Origin of the sequence: Halomonas sp. (assembly GCF_052095695.1) — a bacterium.
Classification (GTDB): Bacteria; Pseudomonadota; Gammaproteobacteria; order Pseudomonadales; family Halomonadaceae; genus Vreelandella.
Genome location: NZ_JBQDLQ010000071.1, coordinates 3,756 through 17,387 on the forward strand (window position 1 = coordinate 3,756; position 13,632 = coordinate 17,387).

General features: G+C 53.1%; 14 protein-coding genes. 9 read left to right on the plus strand and 5 right to left on the minus strand.

Going from position 1 to position 13,632, the window contains the following annotated elements:
• Positions 1-238 precede the first annotated feature (238 nt).
• Positions 239-1,222, plus strand: a complete 984-nt coding sequence (gene cra / locus ACTH5D_RS13430) for a catabolite repressor/activator (RefSeq protein WP_441672076.1) — start codon at positions 239-241, stop codon at positions 1,220-1,222.
• Between the two features lie 3 nt (positions 1,223-1,225).
• Here cra and ACTH5D_RS13435 read toward each other — a convergent pair whose 3' ends face one another.
• Positions 1,226-1,702: a methylglyoxal synthase gene (locus ACTH5D_RS13435; protein ID WP_441672078.1), complete on the minus strand. Its 477-nt coding sequence runs from the start codon at positions 1,700-1,702 to the stop codon at positions 1,226-1,228.
• 198 nt (positions 1,703-1,900) lie between these two features.
• Between ACTH5D_RS13435 and gap the strand changes: the two genes are divergently transcribed.
• The 4 genes from gap (at position 1,901) to ACTH5D_RS13455 (ending at position 5,007) form a co-directional block, all read left to right on the plus strand.
• Positions 1,901-2,902: a type I glyceraldehyde-3-phosphate dehydrogenase gene (gap, locus tag ACTH5D_RS13440; protein WP_441672080.1), complete on the plus strand. Its 1,002-nt coding sequence runs from the start codon at positions 1,901-1,903 to the stop codon at positions 2,900-2,902.
• A gap of 178 nt (positions 2,903-3,080) precedes the next feature.
• Complete coding sequence (locus ACTH5D_RS13445; RefSeq protein ID WP_235039655.1) at positions 3,081-3,602, plus strand: DUF3455 domain-containing protein; 522 nt, start codon at positions 3,081-3,083, stop codon at positions 3,600-3,602.
• A gap of 113 nt (positions 3,603-3,715) precedes the next feature.
• On the plus strand, positions 3,716-4,279 hold the full coding sequence (locus tag ACTH5D_RS13450; protein WP_301735995.1) for a sigma-70 family RNA polymerase sigma factor: 564 nt from the start codon (positions 3,716-3,718) through the stop codon (positions 4,277-4,279).
• The gene (locus ACTH5D_RS13455; protein ID WP_441672083.1) at positions 4,276-5,007 is read left to right on the plus strand and encodes an anti-sigma factor; all 732 of its coding nucleotides are present in this window, start codon (positions 4,276-4,278) and stop codon (positions 5,005-5,007) included. Before ACTH5D_RS13450 ends, ACTH5D_RS13455 begins: the two co-directional genes overlap by 4 nt.
• 99 nt (positions 5,008-5,106) lie before the next feature.
• Here the strand turns inward: ACTH5D_RS13455 and ACTH5D_RS13460 are convergent, their stop codons facing one another.
• Positions 5,107-6,597 carry a TrkH family potassium uptake protein gene (locus ACTH5D_RS13460; protein ID WP_441672085.1) on the minus strand — a complete coding sequence of 497 codons (1,491 nt, stop codon included), beginning with the start codon at positions 6,595-6,597 and terminating at the stop codon, positions 5,107-5,109.
• A 237-nt stretch (positions 6,598-6,834) separates the two neighbouring features.
• Here ACTH5D_RS13460 and zwf point away from each other — a divergent pair, with 237 nt between their 5' ends.
• The 4 genes from zwf (at position 6,835) to ACTH5D_RS13480 (ending at position 11,567) form a co-directional block, all read left to right on the plus strand.
• Entirely contained in the window at positions 6,835-8,340 is a 1,506-nt protein-coding gene (zwf, locus tag ACTH5D_RS13465; RefSeq protein ID WP_441672087.1) for a glucose-6-phosphate dehydrogenase, read from the plus strand.
• Between the two features lies 1 nt (position 8,341).
• Positions 8,342-9,007 carry a 6-phosphogluconolactonase gene (pgl, locus tag ACTH5D_RS13470; protein WP_441672089.1) on the plus strand — a complete coding sequence of 222 codons (666 nt, stop codon included), beginning with the start codon at positions 8,342-8,344 and terminating at the stop codon, positions 9,005-9,007.
• A gap of 59 nt (positions 9,008-9,066) precedes the next feature.
• Positions 9,067-9,729 carry a bifunctional 4-hydroxy-2-oxoglutarate aldolase/2-dehydro-3-deoxy-phosphogluconate aldolase gene (locus ACTH5D_RS13475; protein ID WP_441672091.1) on the plus strand — a complete coding sequence of 221 codons (663 nt, stop codon included), beginning with the start codon at positions 9,067-9,069 and terminating at the stop codon, positions 9,727-9,729.
• Positions 9,730-9,971: 242 nt separating this feature from the next.
• Positions 9,972-11,567: a solute:sodium symporter family transporter gene (locus tag ACTH5D_RS13480; RefSeq protein ID WP_441672093.1), complete on the plus strand. Its 1,596-nt coding sequence runs from the start codon at positions 9,972-9,974 to the stop codon at positions 11,565-11,567.
• Positions 11,568-11,650: 83 nt separating this feature from the next.
• Here the strand turns inward: ACTH5D_RS13480 and ACTH5D_RS13485 are convergent, their stop codons facing one another.
• The 3 genes from ACTH5D_RS13485 to ACTH5D_RS13495 all read right to left on the minus strand — a co-directional run.
• Positions 11,651-12,535 (minus strand): SMP-30/gluconolactonase/LRE family protein, encoded by an 885-nt coding sequence (locus ACTH5D_RS13485; RefSeq protein WP_441672095.1) that lies wholly within the window; start codon positions 12,533-12,535, stop codon positions 11,651-11,653.
• Between the two features lie 27 nt (positions 12,536-12,562).
• On the minus strand, positions 12,563-13,183 hold the full coding sequence (locus tag ACTH5D_RS13490) for a 2-dehydro-3-deoxy-6-phosphogalactonate aldolase (RefSeq protein WP_441672097.1): 621 nt from the start codon (positions 13,181-13,183) through the stop codon (positions 12,563-12,565).
• A 27-nt stretch (positions 13,184-13,210) separates the two neighbouring features.
• On the minus strand, positions 13,211-13,632 hold a 422-nt coding region (locus ACTH5D_RS13495), incomplete at its 5' end, for a 2-dehydro-3-deoxygalactonokinase (RefSeq protein WP_441672099.1).

Below are 13,632 nucleotides of genomic sequence, written 5' to 3' on the forward strand. Positions count from 1 at the left end.
CCAGCTGTCGGCGTGGCGGCCTAGCAAGATGTCATTAGGGCCGAGTGTCAACATAGGTGTCTCCGTGTAGAACCATAGTCGTAGCGCATCGCAGTGAGCTAGATGAATCGTACCATCGGTGTATAGTTGGCTATGCTGAATCGATTCACTTAATGACACAAGGTTTGATCTTCTAGACTTTGGTCTTGCATGCGCTAACTTGCTGATAAACTGCCCGGTCACGCCAAGGGGAACTCTCATGACACTCGCTGATATTGCCCGACTAGCTGGCGTTTCACGCACTACCGCTAGCTATGTGGTGAATGGCCAGGCTGAGCAACGACGCATTAGTGCCGCCACGATTGAAAAAGTGATGGCGGTGGTGCGTCATCATCGCTACCACATTGATCCGCAGGCGGCAGCGCTGCGCAGAGGCGCGAGCCGCTTACTGGGACTTATCGTTCCAGATTTGGAGAACATCAGTTATGCCCGCCTCGCCAAGCGCTTAGAGCGTGGTGCACGGGAGCGGGGCTATCAGCTGTTGATCGTCAGTTCAGATGATTGTGCCGAGAGTGAGCGAACGCTGGCACTGTCACTGCGTGCCCAGCGCTGTGAGGTATTGATAACCGCTAGCTGCTTGCCTAGTGATGACACTTTTTATGCCGACCTGATGGAGCAGGGCTGGTGCGTTGTAGGCATGGACCGGGGCTTAAATCCAGCGCTGTTTGCCAGCGTCGTGAGCAACGATCAGGAAGCTGCGACCCTACTGACTCGCTCAGTGATTAGCAAAGCAACCAGGCGCGTGGCGTGGCTTGACGCGATGCCTGATTTATCCATCAGCAGTGAGCGGCGCTCAGGCTTTCAGGATGCCCTGGCGGGCACTGGCATTGAGTCGATTGTGCTGAGTGGTACAAGTTACGAGCGCAGCGAAGGCGCACGCTTAGCCACACAGCTGCTGGATCAGCATGGCAGTGTAGATGCGCTGGTGACGGCGTCCTATGCTTTGCTGGAGGGAGTGTTTGATGTGTTCTTGGAGTACGGTGGATTGCCGGGAAATATTCATTTAGCCACATTTGGCGACCACCGGCTGCTGGATTTTCTCCCTCAACCGGTCAACTCGGCGCTGCAGGACTATGATCGCATTGCCGAGCTGACCCTCACCTGTGCGTTATCGGCGGCTAGTGGTGACTATCTCAGCGGACGGCAAGTGGTGGCGCGTCACCTGCGTACCCGCTCCGTATAGTGCTTAAACGGTCCTCGCTTGGGCCCAGGCGTTGGCATCCGGAATCGACATATCGTAGCTTTCGTTCAAGTAAGGCGAGGAAAGCAGAAAGTCTGCGGTGGCTGCGTTGCAGGCGACCGGCACATTCCATAATGCAGCCAAACGCAGCAACGCTTTGACATCTGGGTCGTGTGGCTGCGGCGAGAAGGGGTCCCAAAAAAAGATCAGTATATCCAGGCGCTGTTCCGCGATACGCGCACCAATCTGCTGGTCGCCGCCCAGCGGCCCACTCATGAGTCCTTCTACGCTTAACCCTAAAGCTGTCTTTAAGCGCCCGGCAGTGGTACCGGTGCCCAGAAGGGTGTGCTGGCTAAGCGTGTCTTTCCAGCGAGTCGCCCATTTGAGCATTTCACCTTTCTTACCATCATGGGCAATCAGGGCAATTCGTTTACGCGCTTGTAGTGTGCGAATAGTCTGGCGGGGCGGCTGCGCATCACTCATGGCATCACTCTCTTTTGAATTTTTAGTATTGGACTACAATAGTATTTATATAGTAATTTTACTACACACAGGGGCTTCATAAGCCTTTTAAGGCAGTTGAGTCGCTGCTGACAGCTTTTTTGAGGTTTAAATACGTATTTTTGGTAATTTTTTTACAGGATGCCTTACTTTTCACCACTGATTTATTAAGGAGCTATCATGACAATAAGAGTTGCGATTAATGGATTTGGCCGTATCGGCCGCAATGTACTGCGCGCCCTTTACGAAAATAGCTACCGCGATCGCATTCAGGTCGTCGCCATTAATGATCTTGGCGACCCTTCGTTAAATTCACATCTGTTGCGTCACGATACCGTGCATGGCCACTTTCCTTTTAAGGTAGAGCATGATGCCGAGAGCATCACTGTCGATGGTGATCGTATCGCGATTTCCTCTGAGCGTGACCCGGCGAATCTGCCATGGGAAGCCATGAAAATTGATTTAGTCATGGAGTGTACGGGGTTATTTTCCAAGCGCGAGGCGGCGGCCAAACATATTACCGCTGGCGCCAAGCGAGTGCTGATTTCCTCGCCCAGCCCCGATGCCGACGCCACCATTGTGTATGGCGTGAACGACCATGTTTTAACGGCTGATCATAAAGTGGTCTCCAACGCTTCCTGCACGACTAACTGCCTAGCGCCGGTAGCCAAAGCATTGAACGATGCCGTGGGGATCGAGAACGGTTTGATGACCACGGTTCATGCTTACACTAATGATCAGAATTTGTCGGATGTTTATCACACCGACCCCTACCGGGCTCGTAGCGCCACCCATTCAATGATCCCAACCAAAACCGGTGCAGCGGCGGCAGTAGGGCTAGTACTGCCAGAACTGGCAGGCAAATTGGATGGCCTAGCGGTACGCGTGCCGGTCATTAACGTTTCGCTGGTGGATCTTACGTTTACCGCGAGCCGCGATACGACCAAGGAAGAGATCAACGCCATTGTTGAGAAAGCCGCCGCTAACTCGCCGGTATTGGCCGTGAACGCTGAGCCGCTGGTCTCTATCGATTTCAACCATGATGCCAGCTCCTCGACCTTTGATGCCAATCACACTCGTGTGAATGGCCGTTTGGTCAAAGTGATGGCTTGGTATGACAACGAGTGGGGCTTTTCTAACCGCATGCTGGATACCGCGCTTGCGATGCAGGCAACGGTCTAATCGTTATTGTTAGACTTTGAATGCTTACGTATTACCCCTAAATATTGCCCTGAGAACCTGCTCAGGGCTTTTTTTTACATTTTTTTAAACATCACTGCATCCAAAAGAGAGTCTCGCGGGTATTCCCTATACAGCCGCTATTTAAGGCGGTTGATAATAACTCTTTTAGGAGACTGAAATGACCATTCAAAACCTGACGCGTACCACACTGGCCGCAGCCCTGATTGCATCCTTCAGTCAAGCCGCTTTGGCTGAAACGCCAGCGGACGTACAAGTACCTGACGGCAACACCGTAGCACTTGAAACCGTTGGCGTTGGCGCTATCACTTATATGTGTGAAACCAATGACTCTGGCGACATGGCTTGGGTTTTCAAAGGCCCGCACGCTGCACTTAATGACACCGACGGCACTCAAGTAGGTAGCTATTATGGTCCCCCAGCTACTTGGGAAGCACTGGATGGTTCTAAAATCACCGGTACTCAGCTAGCAACTGCTGCCAACGGTGACGGCAACATTCCTCTTCAGTTAGTAGAAGCCAACCCAGCTGAAGGCGAAGGCGCGATGATGGACGTTAGCTACATTCAGCGCTTGAACACCGAAGGTGGTGTTGCACCTGACGTCACTTGTGATGCAGATCACGACGGCGCAACTGCAGTAGTTACTTATCAAGCCGACTACATTTTCTGGACTGCTAACTAAGTTTAGCAAAGCTAGAGTTCAGTAAAGCTAAGGGGTCGTATCGCGGCCCCTTAGCCGCTATGCTGTCTGGACGTGCGACGAGTGGGATCGACGCGTCATCAGGGAGCGAAGGTGTGTCCGATATAGCTAATGAATTTGATCATGATGCCGTATTAATTAAGTGTGCTCGCGGCGATCATGACGCTTTGCATCAACTCTATGCTCATGAAGGTGCAAGGCTTTTAGGCGTAGTTTTTAGAATCGTCAAAGATCGGGGCATGGCTGAAGATATTGTCCACGATGCCTGTCTTAATATTTGGCAGCGCGCCGGAAGTTATGATCCTGATAAAGGATCCGCGCGGGCATGGATATTTAGCGTAGCGCGTCACCTGGCATTAAATGCTATCCGCTATCGTGACCGTGAAATTACCTTTGATAGCAACGATCCGACCGAATTAGCCCACGATGAGCATTTCCAACTCGCCTCTGTTGCAGAAGAAGCCTTTGATTGGCAGACCGGTCAACAAATGGATCACTGTTTAAAACAACTTGAGCCGGAGCGACGTAACTGCGTACTCCATGCCTATGTTGATGGCCTTAGTCACGCAGAAATTTCCGCCCATACGGGTGCGCCGCTTGGTACCGTGAAAGCTTGGATTAAACGCAGTTTGCTGCGTCTACGGGAGTGTATGGCATGACTCGCCCCAGCCAAAATGAATACGAAGACGACTATGCCTTGGCGGGTGAATACGTGCTGGGCACGCTGTCGTTAGCGCAACGCCAAGTATTTGAAGCGCGGCTACCCAATGAGCCTGAATTGCAAAAAGCCGTTATGGTATGGGAAGAGCGTTTCTTGCCCTATACCGCTATTACGACGCCAGTAACGCCTTCTGACTATTTGTGGCCTCGCATTGAGCGCAGCATGACGGCATCAAATAAACCGTCAATCGCTGCTCGCCCGCAGGCTTCTTCGCCACGACGTCCTTTTTTGCGCAGCCTGCCGCTTTGGCGCGGCGCTGCAGGGCTTGGGTTAGCTGCTGCACTGGTTATGGGTGTGCTGCTGACAAACCAAGTCAATTCCCCAACCACTCCCGAGTACATGGTGGTGCTGTTAGCCCCACAAACTCAGTCGGCTGGCTGGGTGGTGCAGGCATCATCACGCCAAGAAATAGAGCTAATTCCTCTCGGTACCTTTACAGTGCCTGAAGGCAAAGCGCTTCAGTTTTGGACCAAGGCAGATGAATGGCAAGCACCGGTCTCGCTTGGTTTAGTCGAACCCGGCAAGCCGATTCGGCTACGTCTGGATGAGCTGCCACCGCTGCAAGACAATCAGCTGTTTGAGCTAACGCTTGAAGATGAAACGGGGTCATCTACCGGACTTCCAACCGGACCTATTGAATTTATTGGCCGCTCTGTCGAGATTTAAGCTCTACTTAAACGCCTGTTTAAAAATGTAATTCTATTTTTAACAGGCGCATGATAGTTGTCCGGTAACCAGCAGAGAAGAGTCAATATATGTGGCCGGCTAACGTCGCCAGAACATCGGGGTCATTAGTACGACCACAGTGAGTATTTCTAGACGACCCATTAGCATGCCAATGCACAGCAGCCATTTTGCCGCGTCAGGCAGGGGGGCAAAGTTACCTGCAGGGCCGATGATGTCACCAAGCCCGGGGCCCACGTTGGTTACCGCCGTGGCGGCACCTGAAAGGGCAGTCACTAAGTCCAACCCCAGTGCGGACAAGCACAATGCCAGTACGGCAATGGTAATAAAAAAGAAGAACGAGAAAGCCACCACGCTGCGGGAAATATCGTTCGTCACCGGCTGTTGATTATAGCGAGTGGTGAAGACCCCGTTCGCATGGATTAAGTAGCGTAGCTGGTTGCGCAGCATCAAAGTGGCAATTTGAAAGCGGAAGATTTTCATCCCTCCGCTGGTCGAGCCGCTACAGCCACCGATAAACGTAAGATAGAAGAAGGCTACCACCGGTAGGGCGCCCCAAAGAGTGTAGTCATCTGAGGCGTAGCCGGTGGTGGTCACTACTGACACAATATTAAACGTCACGTGAGTGATGGCTTCAAAAGGATCGCTGCCGTGAGTCACGCGCCATGCGCTCAAAATAACGATCGCCACCAGCAGTAGTTTAAGCAGGCCACGCACCTGCTGATCTTGCCATAAAGCACTGCCTGAACCGCGTATGAAGCGGATATAAAGTACAAAGGGCAGCGCACCGCTGAGCATGAATAAACTGGCCATCCACAGCAGCCACGGCCGGTCGGCATAGGCGCCAAAAGAAGCATCAGAATTAGCAAACCCGCCAGTCGAAAGCGATGACATACCGTGCACGGTGGCGTCCAGAGGCGTCATTCCGCCGAACCAATAGCTAACGATAGCGATAAAGGTGAGGCTGACATAAATCGTTAACGTCGCTTTGGCAATTCCACCGGTGCGGGGCATCACTTTATCGGACCAGTCGGATGACTCGGTATGAAAAAGGCGCATACCGCCTACCTTCAAAAACGGTAAAATCGCAATGCCCATCACAATAATGCCGATGCCGCCTATCCACTGCATCAAACCGCGCCATAACTTCAAGCCATCAGAAAAGTGTTCAATGCCGACCAGAATGGTCGAACCGGTAGTAGCGATCGCTGAGACTGATTCAAACACCGCGTTTGTGAAGGTTAACTGAGGCGCGCCCAGCACTAGCGGTAGGCTGGCAAAGCCGCTAATACTGACCCAGCTGGCGGCAGTGAGAATAAACATCTGCCACGGCTTTAGCTCCAGCGATACGCGGTACGTCAATAGCCAGATGAGTGCCGCAGCGCCTAATATGATCAGTACCGAAATACCGAAAGCCATGGCATCGGGGTCATTCTCTATGAGCAATACGACGAGCGGCACCAGCATAAACAGCGCTAGCACCACCCACAGAATCGAAATGATTTTAAAAACAGGCGCCCAGTGCCGGTACACATCCCTGCTACGATAAAACCACGGTGTCATCGATGTCATCTATCCAGCTCGCCATTTAGTATCCGTAAGCATGCGCTAAGAGATCACGGCCTTCCATAAAAAGTCTGTAAAAATGGAAGGCTATTAACAGGTAAAGTGGGGCTAGCAGGTATTGATTGCCGGTTACCGTGCTTTTTGTAGTAAAATTACATGAATTATTGCGTACAGTGCCTGCTTTACGGTAAATTTTAGGTAATCTAACTACAAGTAGCTGTTTAGATATTAATAGGAGCAACGATGAGCCAGTCTAGTGCTTCACAAAGTATTCCCCTCGGTGACCCCGATCACGCCATTGATCTGGCGCTGTTCGGGGCGCTGGGCGACCTTGCCATGCGCAAGCTGTTCCCTGCCTTATACCATCTAGACCGCGAAGGCTTGATGCCTGAAAGCACCCGCATTATGGGGCTGGCTCGCCAGGAGCACGATGTTGCCGAGTTTCGCGAGCTGGTTAACGCTGCGCTACAGAAACGACTTAAAAAAGATGAGCAGGACGATGAGAGTCTAAAGCGTTTTCTGAATCGCCTAGACTATCGGCAGCTGGATTTCACCAAGGTTGATGGGTTTGATGCGATCCGACAGTGGCGGGAGGGTTCGTCCCAGCCGATGGTGGTTTATCTTTCGGTAGCAGCACGCATTTACGGTGATATCTGTCGCCATCTTCAGGCCAGTAACAGTGTGAGCGAAGACTCACGCATCATCGTTGAAAAGCCTATTGGCTACGACCTGCAGTCGTCGATTGAGATTAACGATGCCATTGGCGCCGTTTTTCCCGAGTCTCGGATTTACCGCATCGATCACTATTTAGGTAAAGAAACCGTACAGAATCTGATTGCACTACGCTTTGCCAATCCTCTGTTTGGCACTCAGTGGAATCAGAATAATATCTCCCACGTTGAAATTACGGTGGCAGAAAAAGTCGGTATTGAGGGGCGCTGGGGCTACTTTGATGAGGCCGGGCAGCTGCGCGACATGGTGCAAAACCATTTGCTGCAGCTGTTGTGTTTAATTGCCATGGACCCTCCATCCAATTTGGATGCCGATGCGATTCGGGATGAGAAGGTGAAGGTGCTAAAAGCGCTTAAACCCTTTGTTGGCGAAGCGCTTGGGCGTGACGTTGTGCGCGGCCAATATATCGCCGGTAACACCGATGGCAAGTCAGTGCCCGGCTATCTGGAAGAAGAGGATGCCAATAAACAAAGCCAGACAGAAACCTTTGTGGCCATGAAAACGGAAGTGGCCAATTGGCGTTGGGCGGGGGTGCCTTTCTACCTACGCACGGGTAAGCGTATGCCGGAGAAGCTCTCGCAAATTGTGATTCATTTTCGCCAGCAGCCCCACTATATCTTTGATCCTGACCAGCGCGGTATCGCATCAAACAAACTCATTATTCGCCTGCAGCCCGAAGAAGGCATCGCTCTGCAAGTGCTGACCAAAGACAGTGGCCTAGATAAGGGCATGCGCCTACGTCCCGGGCCTTTGCATCTTGATTTCAATAGCGCCTTTCCCAAATCGCGGATACCCGACGCCTATGAGCGTCTACTGTTAGAAGTCATGAAAGGGCAGCAATATCTGTTTGTGCGTCGCGATGAAGTTGAACATTCGTGGCGTTGGTGTGATCAGCTCATTGACGGTTGGAAAAAACGTGAGACACCGCCTCGCCGTTATCCCGCGGGTTCTTGGGGGCCCGTCGCTTCTATTGCGATGATTACCCAAGACGGCCGCAGCTGGTACGAGGATTATTGATATGAGCCAAGCACGCCAACAGCTGGCTGAGCAGCTTGCCGAAGCCATTGCCCAGGCCCTGCACGAAGACTTAACGTACCAAGAGCGGGCTCTGCTAGTAGTGTCTGGCGGTTCCACGCCGGTGCCTTTTTTTACCGCATTAGCGGCGAAGCCTCTGCCGTGGGAGCGCGTAGACATCACGCTTGCCGACGAGCGCTGGGTAGACGAACGCAGCAGCGACAGCAACGCCAAGTTAGTGCGCGAGCATTTGTTGCAAGGCAATGCCGCGGCCGCCACTTTTCTACCGTTAACCTGCGATGCTGAGACCCCCGAAGAGGGCGTCGAGCATGTCGCTAAGCAGGCTGCTTTGCTTGCTTGGCCAGCTAGCGCGGTGATTTTAGGCATGGGCGGTGATGGCCATACGGCATCACTATTCCCCGACAGCCCTGAGCTTACGCTAGCGTTGGCGACAGATGAGCCGCTGGTGGCGGTAAGGGCGCCAAGCCAGTTGCAGCCACGAATTACCTTTTCAGCGGATCGATTACATCAAGCGCGCCGTCATTTTTTGCACATTACCGGTGATGATAAGCGAGCCGTGCTGGCGAAGGCCTTAAATGGCGATGATGTTCGCCAACTGCCTATTCGGGCCTTTTTGTCTTGTCCACTAGCGATTTACTGGGCGCCTTAACGCTTCGCGCTTAGCCATCCATCGGCCGGGCAATAACAGATTTTTTTGGAGACTTGCACATGACTATTGAAAAACAATTACCGTCTACCCGCACCGCTGAGCTTGATAGCATCTGCCTAAAAGCCGAAGTTATTCCGGTGATTACCGTTGAGCGCTTGGAAGACGCCGTGCCGCTTGGGCGTGCTTTGGTCGAAGGCGGTTTGACCGTACTGGAAGTCACTTTACGTACCGACTGCGCGCTAGAAGCGGTTAAACGGATGCGCGAAGCATTACCGGGCGCCAGCATTGGCGTTGGCACGGTGCTAACACCGGCGCAGTATCGCCAAGCCGAGCAAGTGGGAGCTGACTTTATCGTGACGCCGGGCGCGACAGAAGCGCTGTATCGTTATGGCATTGAAAGCGCCGTGCCAATGCTGCCGGGTGTGTCGACAGTGTCTGAACTAATGACTGGCTGGCAGTACGGCTATCGCCGGTTTAAGTTCTTCCCGGCAGAATCTAGTGGTGGCGCTAAAGCGATCAAAGCGTTTGGCGCCCCTATCCCCGAAGCACGTTTTTGTCCCACTGGCGGTATCACGGTAGATAACGCCGATGACTACCTGTCGCTGCCCAACGTAATGTGTGTCGGTGGCTCCTGGCTAACGCCGAAAGCCATGGTAGATGCGGAAGACTGGGATGGCATCCGTGAGCTGGCCCGTCAAGCGGCCGAGCGTTTTCACCACTAATCAGGCTGCATCGGCGGGAAACCGCGAGTTAAGCAACACGCGCCCTAACTGTTTTAAATAACCGTTAGGGTTTTTTTATGGCTTCGTGACGCCTATTGATCGCTTTGACGTGGATTTAAGACCAAAGACTCATTACTAAGTTATATTCAGCTCGTCTAAAATGATAGCCAATATGTCTGACATTTTGAGTGCGCATCGATTGTGACGTGCGCATCACTGATAACGATAATGAGGTGAGCCCTATGCACGCGTTGACCCTGGCGTCTTTTCTGTTCTTTACAGGATTTGTCGCCTTTATCACTTGGCGAATCACCCGCCGAGATGACCATTCGAGTACCGACGGCTACTTTCTAGCGGGGCGTACTCTAACGTTTCCACTGATCGCCGGTTCATTGCTGATGACCAACCTCTCTACCGAGCAAATGGTAGGGCTCAACGGTGCGGCATTCACCGATGGCTTGAGCGTAATGGCCTGGGAAGTCGTGGCGGTTATCGCGCTGGTGGCACTGGCACTGTTTTTCCTGCCACGCTTTTTGAAAAGCGGTATAGCAACGCTGCCGCAGCTGCTTGAAATTCGTTTTGATAAAGATACACAGTTGATTACCAACATTATTTTTCTGCTGGCTTATGCTGTTATTCTACTGCCAATCATCCTCTATTCGGGGGCGATAGGGCTGCAGGGCATGCTTGATCTGCAGGGGTTAACCGGCATTGAGTCTTCCACGACGCTGCTTTGGTTAACGGTCTGGATCGTCGGCATCATTGGCGCCGTGTATGCACTGTTTGGCGGGCTACGCACAGTCGCCGTCTCCGATACCCTTAACGGGGTCGGTCTATTGATCGGTGGTTTTGTCATCGTCTATTACGGCCTGCAGGCCGTGAGCGGTGGTACAGGCATTATGGAAGGCTGGAGCATTCTTAAACAGAGCGATCCTGACAAGCTTAATTCGATTGGTGGCGCTGATCAGCAGGTGCCGTTCTTCACGCTGTTTACCGGTGTATTCCTGATTAACTTGTTCTACTGGAGCACCAACCAGCAGATTATTCAGCGTACCTTTGCCGCGAAGAACCTGGCTGAAGGCCAGAAAGGCGTTTTGCTCACCGGCTTATTTAAGCTTCTAGGGCCGCTTTATCTGGTACTGCCAGGGATTATTGCTTATCACCTTTATGCCGATCAGGGCGTGCGTGCTGATGAAGCCTATGGGCACTTGGTGTTTAACGTGCTACCGCCTTACTTAACCGGCTTTTTCGCCGCGGTAATGGTAGGGGCGATTTTGTCATCGTTTAACTCGGCTCTTAACAGCACGACGACTATTTTCAGCTTAGGTATCTACAAGGGTGTGTTTAACAAAGAGGCCACTGAAGCGCAGATCGTAAAATCAGGCAAGGTGTTTGGTTGGATCATGGCGGTTCTTACTATGATCATTGCGCCGCTGCTGGCAGGTCAAGAGAGCCTGTTTGGCTATCTGCAGAAGATGAATGCCATCTATTTTATTCCCATTTTGGCCGTCGTGCTGGTGGGCCTACTGACGAAACGCGTTCCTCCCATGGCGGCTAAAATCGCGCTGGTGGGTGGTTGCTTGCTGATTGCCGCCGGCTACTTTGTACCGCCTTTTAACTTGCTCCCACAGGTAATGAACGAGTTCCACTTTGTGGCGCTGGTGTTTGTGCTATTGGTGGTGACGATGCTAATTATCGGTAAGCTGCGCCCCCGTGAGACTGACTGGGTACAGGAGCATACCGGTGATGTTGACCTAACGCCGTGGAAAGGCGCGGTACCCGCTGGTATCGTTTTGGTGGTGTTAGTGATCGTAATGTATATAAGCTTTGCGGGTTAATGGTGGTATCGAGTAACTAGAAAATCAGATACTTCAGCCGCAAGATCAAGGCCCCGCTAGCATATGCTGGCGGGGCCTTCGCGTTATATCAGGCGTAGCGGCAGCTCAGCCAAACCGGCAATGCCGGTGTCTGCCGCGTAAAGAGAACCAGCGGTGGGTTCCTGGGCAAGCTGTGTGGCACTAAAGCCTTCCTGGGCCGTGGTGATGTATAGCGTTGTCAGATTAGCACCTGCAAATGCGGAGCAGGAGGGCTGGCTTACGGGAAGCTCAACGCGAGCAATTATCTGACCCTCATGATCAAGGCGAACCACCTGGCCTGCCCCCCAAAGCGCGAGCCACAGGCAGCCTTCGGTGTCCATTACGGCGCCGTCTGGGTTGCCCTGTGCGTACGAAAAATCAGCCCAGGGGACTGGCTCACCCGTTGGCCATCCATCGCTATCTAGCGCCCAGCGCATCACTACGCCGGCAGCGGTGTCGGTAAAGCAGGCGAACTCGCCGTTTTCAGAGAAGCAAATGGCGTTGGGAATTGTCAGGTTCGAGCGTAAAAGTGTGAGCTGGCCGCGATGAAGGCGATAAATACTGCCTGCGCCTTTTTCGGCAGCCTTACCCATGCTGGAAAGCCACAGGCTGCCATGGCGATCAACGCGGGCATCGTTGCTGCGGGTAATTGGGTTGTCGGCTTCGAAATCACAAAATGTTTCTACGCTGCCGCTGCCAGGGTCGAAGCGACTTAAGCGATTTTCACCCACTAACAATAGTCCGCCTTCTTCAAGGGGAGTGGCTAGTGATACCCTATGATCAAGCGGGTAATAGCCGCTTTCCCCGCTGCCAGGGGATAGCCAGTGCAGCTGTTTTCCAAGAATATCGCACCAATAAAGACGCTGATTTTTAGCGTCCCACTGCGGGCCTTCACCTAATGTGCAGCGGCAATCAACCGATAACTCTGCCTGCCACGTTGCAACATGCATGCCTGCGCCCATTGTTATTAGCTCCCCTTATTGTTCTCCTGCCAACCACGCATCGACAAGGATTTGTGCCTGTTGCCCCACCTGGGAAGCGCTTTGGCCAGGTTTGTATAGCGCGCTTCCCAGGCCTGCACCGTCAACGCCAGCGGCGCGCCACTGGGCAAAATTATCGACGTCTACTCCGCCCACCGCATATAGCAGAATGCCTGTCGGTAGCACGGCGCGAACGGCTTTCATACCTTCTAAACCTACTTGAACGGCGGGGAATAGCTTAAGCCCCGTGGCGCCTGCCTCTAGCGCATCGAAGGCTTCGGAGGGCGTGACAATGCCTGGCCAGCTTGCCATGCCAAGCCGATGGGTTTCTTCGATGACCGCTGGCCGGCAGTTAGGCGATACAATCAGGCGCCCCCCGGCGGCGTGGACGTCGCGCACTTGAGCCGGCGTCAGCACCGTGCCTGCGCCAATCACCGCGCGATCGCCAAATGTATCGACTAAGCGACGAATACTTTCCAGCGGATTAGGGGAATTGAGCGGCACCTCAATCTGGGTTATGCCCGCATTCAGCACTGCTTTGGCGATATCAACCACGTCGTCCGGCGCCACACCGCGCAAAATTCCGATCAAGGGCAACGTCATAGTAAAACTCTCCATTTTCAGATCAGCGCAAGAGGAGAAGCCTCAGCGCTTCAGTGCCCGGTTGGCGAGGCGCAGGCCAGCGAGTACGGCGTCATCGCCGTCAAGATGCTGAGTTTGATAGCCGATCGCATTGAGTGCCAGTGTATAGCGATGACAAAGGGCCTGATTACCAATCAGGGTGACTGGCTGCTCAGTGGGGCGTTCACGGCAAGCGCTAGCCAGTTCAAGGCCGATGGCGAGCCCTGAGAGGCGTGCGGCGAGCAGCGCTCCTCGCGTTTTTTCCGAGGGCAGTCGACCATCGAGTAGGTCCTGCGCGCGTAGGCCGAACAGTCGGCTGCTAAACGACTCCGGTGCCGCTTTTATCTCGCTTACTGCCGAGATAAACGCCTCACGGCAAGCGGGGTCATTCAGGTCATCGCTGCCGATTGAGTGCTGCAAAACCGATTTATTGGCCAATAGCTGGT